The organism is Streptomyces lothianensis (assembly GCF_047779955.1).
Lineage (GTDB): Bacteria > Actinomycetota > Actinomycetes > Streptomycetales > Streptomycetaceae > Streptomyces.
In genome coordinates, this window is the sequence record NZ_JBLMKT010000057.1 from 104,883 (window position 1) to 111,395 (window position 6,513).

The following is a 6,513-nucleotide window of genomic DNA, read 5'->3' on the forward strand; positions in this document are numbered from 1 at the left end:
GCCCGAAGCGGGCCGGGTGTCTACGCTGGAGGGCAGGACCTACGCCGGTAGGTCGCAATTCGGACCTGCACCGGCAGGTCCACGTCGGGCAGTCGCCGTCGGCAGTCAGTCGGCGGCCCTACGAGCCGAGGATTCCCGTGAGTGACACCCCATTCGGATTCGGCCTTCCGCCGGAGGAGCCGGAGGACGGCGACGAAGGCAGGAAGAAGGACCAGCAGGGCGGCGGTGGCCAGGGCGGCGCTGCGGGGAATCCCTTCGGTTTCGGCTTCCCGGGAGCCGGCGGCCCGGGCGGCGGCGACAACCCGTTCGCCGCGATGTTCGGCTCCATGAACCCGGGTGACCTGGGCGCCGCCTTCCAGCAGCTCGGCCAGATGCTGTCGTACGAGGGCGGCCCGGTGAACTGGGACATGGCCAAGCAGATCGCCCGCCAGACCGTCGCGCAGGGCACCGAGGACGGCACGAAGGACGCGAGTGTCTCCGCGGCCGAGCGCGGCGCGGTCGAGGAGGCCGTGCGCCTGGCCGATCTGTGGCTGGACGGCGTGACCTCGCTGCCCTCGGGGGCGAACACGGCGGTGGCCTGGTCGCGTGCCGAGTGGGTCGAGGCGACCGTCCCGGTGTGGCAGGAGCTGGTCGATCCGGTCGCCGAGCGCGTCGGCAATGCGATGGGTGATGTGCTGCCCGAGGAGATGCAGGCCATGGCGGGCCCGCTGATCGGGATGATGAAGTCCATGGGCGGCGCCATGTTCGGCCAGCAGATCGGACAGGCGGTCGGGGTGCTCGCGGGCGAGGTCGTCGGTTCCACCGACATCGGCCTGCCGCTCGGCCCGGCCGGGAAGGCCGCGCTGCTGCCGGTGAACATCCGGTCCTTCGGCAAGGACCTGGGCATCGACCAGGACGAGGTACGGCTCTACCTCGCGCTGCGCGAGGCCGCCCATCAGCGGCTCTTCGCCCATGTGCCGTGGCTGCGCTCGCATCTGTTCGGCGCGGTCGAGGGCTATGCGCGCGGCATCAAGGTGGACACCTCGAAGCTGGAGGACGTGGTCGGCCAGTTCGACCCGCAGAACCCGGAGGAGCTGCAGAGCGCGCTGCAGCAGGGCATGTTCCAGCCGCAGGACACCCCCGAGCAGAAGGCCGCCCTGGCCCGCCTGGAGACGGCGCTCGCGCTCGTCGAGGGCTGGGTGGACGCGGTGGTGCACGCGGCCTCGAAGGACCGTCTGACCTCGGCGAACGCGCTGCGCGAGACGCTGCGCCGGCGCCGCGCGAGCGGCGGTCCGGCGGAGCAGACCTTCGCCACCCTGATCGGCCTCGAACTGCGTCCGCGGCGCCTGCGCGATGCCGCGCGCCTGTGGGCCTCGCTCACCGACGCCCGCGGTCTCGACGGCCGGGACGGCCTGTGGGCACACCCCGACATGCTGCCGACGGCGAAGGACCTGGACGACCCGGACGGCTTCGTGCACCGCGGCGAGACGGGGTCGAACGGCTCGGCCGACGACGAGCCGAAGCTCGACTTCGACGCCATCGACAAGATGCTCGGCGAGGCGGCGGGCTCGGGCCCGGACCTCCGTAAGAAGGACGACGACCAGGGCAAGGACGACGACAGCAAGTGAGCCTGCACGAGAACGCCACCCTCGTACTGAAGTCGTACGAGGATCAGGCAGACCTGCGTCAGCTGTACCTGGACCACCTCGCCTCGCACCCCGACGGCATGTGGAAGGCCTGCGAGGCCGGGCATCTGACGGCCTCCGCGCTGGTCATCGACCCCACCCGGGGCAAGGTGCTGCTCACGCTGCACAAGAAGCTGAACATGTGGCTGCAGATGGGCGGCCACTGCGAGCCGGGCGATGCCTCCCTCGAGGCCGCAGCGCTGCGGGAGGCCACCGAGGAGTCCGGGATCGAGGGGCTGAGCCTGCTCGCGGGCGGCCCGGTGCGCCTGGACCGGCATCCGATCCCGGCGCCCTGCAACTGGCATTGGGACGTCCAGTACGCGGCGCTCGCACCGGCCGGTGCCCTGGAGGCGATCAGCGAGGAGTCCCTCGACCTGCGCTGGTTCGCTTACGACGAGGTGGCGGGTGTGGCCGACGAGTCGGTCGTACGGCTGACGGAGCGGGCGCGGGCCAGGCTCTGACCGACAGGTGAGGGGGGCGGGTACCAAGGCACCCGCCCCCCTCACGCATGTCCGACTGTCCTGCTAGGACCAGGCGTTGCCCTGGTTCTGGCCGTGGGCGCCCTGCTGGCCCAGGCCGTACTGGGCGGCCATGCCCTGGCCGATCACCGCGTTCTGCGGCGGCATGACCTCGCTGGGCTGGACCAGGACGTAACCCTGGCCGAGGAAGCTCAGTTCCCAGCCCTCGCCGGTGCTGCCGCGGCGGCGGCGCACGGCGGAGTTCGTCGTCTGCGCCTGCATCTGGACGCGCAGCGAGCTCGACCAGGCCACGATCGCGTCCGCGTCCACGCTCACGTACTTCTCGGGCGTGACCTGCATCATCAGCGGCTGGCCCGAGGTCATGAGCGCGGCCTGGCCGGTTCCGGTGATGTTCAGCTGGTACTTGCCGGATCCGGAGACCCCGTACTGGCTGTCGACCGCGATGACCTCGTGGTTGAGGTGGGTGTCGAGGGCGAGGACGTACTGGCTGTCCACGGTCAGGCCCTCGCTCTCCACGTCCACGATGTGGATGTACTGGGCGAGGTTCGCGAGGTAGACGGTGCCCTGGCCGGAGCAGCGCATCAGGTCGAGGCCCTCGCCCGTGCGCATCCGGGCGCTGTGCTGGCTGTGCGACTGGTACTCGCCGTCGAATTCGACGAGGCCCTGGTAGGCGACCATGGCGCCCTTGCGGGCGAGCAGGTCGTCATGGCCCTCCAGGGAAACCCGCAGGAGCTGCGGGTTCTGCAGGGCGTAGCGCTCCTGCGTCTGGTTCTCCGTATTGCTGAAAAGCGGGCTCTGCATGGTGTGTTCGCTCCCCCTCAGCCCCGGGACCGCAGGCGGTCGGAGCTGTCCTCGCTCGGCTGTACGACGACGATGCCCTGGCCGGAGAAGGCCATCTGGTAGGCCTCTCCGCTGCCCCGCCCGATGAGGGAGGAGGCCTTGAAGCTGCGCTTGCCCTTCACCTTGAGGTTCGGGGACCAGGCGAGCAGGGCGTCGGGGTCGACGTAGGTCTCGTCCTCGCCGCTGCCGCAGTCGACGACGAGCGGGGTGCCGCGGGAGGTGATGGCCACCCAGCCGGTGCCGGCGACCGACACGTTCCACAGGCCCTGGCCGGCGAACTTGGCCATGCCCTTGACCCGCTCGACACCCCACTGCAGGTGGGCGTCGAAGGCCAGGAGGTTGGTGCCGTTGACGGAGAGCGATTCGTTGTTGAGGTTGAGGACGACGACATCCGCGCCGTAGTCAGCGAGGTAGAGCAGACCGTCGCCGGTGCACTTCATCAGCGGAGTGCCCTCGCCGGTGATCCACTGCGAGGCCATCTGGCGGACAGCCGGCGGATTCGCCTCGTACTGGATGAAGCCTTCGTACGACACCATCGAGCCGGTGCGTGCGTAGAGGTCCTGGCCGGAGGCCATGGCAACCTTGAGCATCGTGCTGCCGTGGTTCTCCATGCGCGCTGCCATGGGGGTCGGGGCGTAGCCCGCGAGTTGCTGCATCATGTTCCGGGCTCCCTCAGACCTCGTAGGGCTGGACGACGATGAAGTTGCCGGGTGCTCCCCGGAACTGGAGGTTCACGGTCTCGCCGCTGTGACCGGGGAACGAGTTCCGGCGCAGGCGGACCTGGCTGGAGACGATCACCTGGGAGGCGGCGGACCAGGCCACGACCGCGTTGCTGTCCGCGTACGTGGTGGGCGTGACCGGCAGGACCACGGGCTCACCCTGCGTCTTGACGACGACCGTGCCCGTGCCCTGGAACTGCATGGTGAACAGGGCGCCGCCGGGGATGCCGTGGCCCTCGATGCGGCGCACTTCGTGCTGCAGCGTCTCGTCGAAGGCCAGCACGTTCTCCGCGGAGACGCAGATGGCGTCGCCCTGCAGCTCGATGGGGTGCAGCTGGGCGGCGTTCTCGGCGAGGAAGACCTGACCGCGGCCGGAGCAGCGCATCAGCTGCATCTCCTGGCCGGTGGCGTTGCCGATGATCCGGCCGGCGAAACCGGCGCCCTTGTACGAGAAGTCGACCTTGCCCTGGTACATCACCATGCTGCCCTGGCGGGCCAGGACCGGGGTGCCGCCCACGTTGAGGTCGGCGCGCACCATCTGCTTGCTCTGCGGGGTCCAGCGGGCGCCCGTCGCGGTCTCCTTGTACAGCTGGAGCGCGGCGGCGAGGCCGGGGCCGGTGGGCTGCGGCTGCTGCATGGGCGGGGCGGCGGGGGCGGGATGGCCCATTTGACCGGGGTGTCCCGGCTGGGCGGGCTGACCGGGGTGTCCCGGCTGGCCCGGGAAGCCGGGCTGTCCCGGCTGTCCCGGCTGGCCGAACTGGCCCGGTGCGCCCGGCTGCTGGCCGTATCCCGGCGGCGGGGTGGGCTGGCCCGGGACCTGGCCCGGCTGCTGCGGCTGGCCGTAACCCGGCTGCTGCGGCGGCTGACCGTAGCCGGGTGGCGGGGTGGGCCGGCCGGGTGCGGGGGCGGGGGCCGGCGGCGGGACCGTTCCGCCGGGCGGGGTCATCGGGGCCACGACCGTGGGGGCGCTGTGCACACCCGGCTGCGGCTGCTGCGGGGGCTGGGGCGGGCTCTGCTGCGGCGCCGGGGCCGCGGGGGCGCCGAAGTCCGGGACCGGAGCGGCGGGGGCGGGGGCCGCCGGGGCGGGCGCCGCGGGGGCGGGGGCGCCGGCCGGGGCTCCGAAGGCCGGGGGTGCGGCGGGGGCCGCGGGAGCTGCGGGGGCACCGAAGGCTGGTGGATCGGACTGGGGCTGCTGGGCCTGGGGCTCCTCCTCGGCGACCTCGCCGCCGAAGTTCTTCAGGAGCGCTTCGAGCCCGCCGTCGAAGCCCTGGCCGACGGCGGCGAAGCGCCAGACGTCCTTGAGGTAGAAGTCGCCGAGCATCACGGCGCGCTCGGTGGAGAACTCCGAGCCGTCGAAGGCGTACCGGCACACCTCCTCGCCGCCCGCCACGATCCGGATGTAGCCGGGGCCGATCTGCGACATCTGCCCGTCGCCGTCGATCGTCGCGGTGAAGGACAGCCGCTGGATCTGCTGCGGGATGCGGTCGAGCGTGACCCGGAAGGACTCGGTGTCACCGGCCTGTGCGCCGAGGAGCTGCAGGGATTCCTCGGGTGATGTGGGCTGGTTGAAGAAGATGAAGTACCGGTCGTCGGAGAGCCGCTCGTCGGCGTCGAGCCCGAAGCAGCTGATGTCGAAGGTGAGTCCCGGAGCGGAGATCTGTACACCTACGTACAGATCCGTCCCCGCGGTGAGGTCACTGATCTTGGCCTTGTGGCCGCGTTGGAATTCCCTGGCCATGCGTAACGACCGTCCCCCATCCCGATGGTGTGTGCGTCGCGCGCCAGGCTAACCGCAATTCCAGCGAGTGGGCCAAGTCGGGACAGACTCGGTACACAGTGCGCACGAACGGTCGCACCGGGGGCCTCGACACGCCCGGGGGCAGGGCGTACCAGCCCCACCGCGGCCTATTCGCCGCGGGCTGCCGGGAGGTGCGGCAGGCGTTCGGCGGCAACCACTCCTTCGAGGTATCCGCGCGCCCGTTCCGTACGGGGGTAGGCCTCCAGGAGCCGCCAGAAGCGGGGGCCGTGGCCCGGGACGAGGAGATGGGCCAGCTCGTGCAGCAGCACGTAGTCGACGACGTACTCCGGCATGCCCTGCAGGCGGTGGGAGAGGCGGATGCTGCCCTCGGCGGGGGTGCAGGAGCCCCAGCGGGTGTTCTGGTTGGTGACCCAGCGTACGGAGGTGGGCTCGGCGCGGCCTTCGAAGTACTGCCCGGAGAGCAGGGCCGCGCGCTCGGCGAGTTCCGTGTCACCGAGAAGGCGCTTGTTCTCCTGGGCGGCGAGCTTGTCGAGCATGACGCCGACCCAGCGCCGCTCCTCGGCCTCGGACATCCGGGCGGGGATCAGGACGATGGTGCGGTCGCCTTCGCGGTAGGCGGAGACGGTGCGGCGCCGGCGCGCGCTCCTGCGGACCTCGACCGGCCCCTGATCCGCGCTCGCCGCCGAGCCGCGTGGCGGCTGGCGCTTCGTGCTGCGCGGTGGACTGGCGGCGCGGTGCAGGGGGTCGGCGGGCACGCCCCGACGTTACCGGCTGCGGGTGGCGGAAGTCCCGCGTCCGGCCGGGTTCGGAGTGGGCGCGCCCCACGGACGGGATGCGGTTGTACGACTTATCCGGCCGCCTGTGGATAACTTTCGGCGGGGTGGCGGCGGGGTGGGGCAGGGTGCGGGGTGTTCGGACTTGGTGGTGGGGGTGGGGGAGGGGCCCTCCTGCTGATGGGAGTGGGAGGGCCCATCGGGCAACCCAATTCCGCCCGCACCCGTCCGCACCACGAGCTGCCCGGGGCGTACTTCCGCGAGCCCGGCCGCTCGGCC

At 71.5% G+C, this 6,513-nt stretch carries 6 protein-coding genes; 2 read left to right on the forward strand and 4 right to left on the reverse strand.

Annotated elements, in window-relative coordinates; genetic code table 11:
- Positions 1–137 precede the first annotated feature (137 nt).
- Positions 138–1,607, forward strand: a complete 1,470-nt coding sequence (locus tag ACLF6P_RS20225) for a zinc-dependent metalloprotease (RefSeq protein WP_415951955.1) — start codon at positions 138–140, stop codon at positions 1,605–1,607.
- Entirely contained in the window at positions 1,604–2,125 is a 522-nt protein-coding gene (locus ACLF6P_RS20230; protein WP_415951956.1) for an NUDIX hydrolase, read from the forward strand. Before ACLF6P_RS20225 ends, ACLF6P_RS20230 begins: the two co-directional genes overlap by 4 nt.
- Before the next feature lie 63 nt (positions 2,126–2,188).
- Here ACLF6P_RS20230 and ACLF6P_RS20235 read toward each other — a convergent pair whose 3' ends face one another.
- The 4 genes from ACLF6P_RS20235 to ACLF6P_RS20250 form a co-directional block, all read right to left on the reverse strand.
- Complete coding sequence (locus ACLF6P_RS20235; RefSeq protein WP_415951957.1) at positions 2,189–2,944, reverse strand: AIM24 family protein; 756 nt, start codon at positions 2,942–2,944, stop codon at positions 2,189–2,191.
- Between the two features lie 17 nt (positions 2,945–2,961).
- On the reverse strand, positions 2,962–3,642 hold the full coding sequence (locus tag ACLF6P_RS20240) for an AIM24 family protein (protein WP_415951958.1): 681 nt from the start codon (positions 3,640–3,642) through the stop codon (positions 2,962–2,964).
- 13 nt (positions 3,643–3,655) lie between these two features.
- Entirely contained in the window at positions 3,656–5,440 is a 1,785-nt protein-coding gene (locus ACLF6P_RS20245) for a TerD family protein (RefSeq protein WP_415951959.1), read from the reverse strand.
- A gap of 167 nt (positions 5,441–5,607) precedes the next feature.
- A complete protein-coding gene (locus tag ACLF6P_RS20250; RefSeq protein ID WP_415951961.1) occupies positions 5,608–6,216 on the reverse strand; it encodes a M48 metallopeptidase family protein in 609 nt (202 codons plus the stop codon).
- Between the last annotated feature and the right edge of the window lie 297 nt (positions 6,217–6,513).

Bases quoted from the DNA above. Each gene is read 5' to 3' on its own strand.
- ACLF6P_RS20245 (WP_415951959.1), bottom strand. From the start codon at position 5,440: ATGGCCAGGGAATTCCAACGCGGCCACAAGGCCAAGATCAGTGACCTC.
- ACLF6P_RS20235 (WP_415951957.1), bottom strand. From the start codon at position 2,944: ATGCAGAGCCCGCTTTTCAGCAATACGGAGAACCAGACGCAGGAGCGC.
- ACLF6P_RS20240 (WP_415951958.1), bottom strand. From the start codon at position 3,642: ATGATGCAGCAACTCGCGGGCTACGCCCCGACCCCCATGGCAGCGCGC.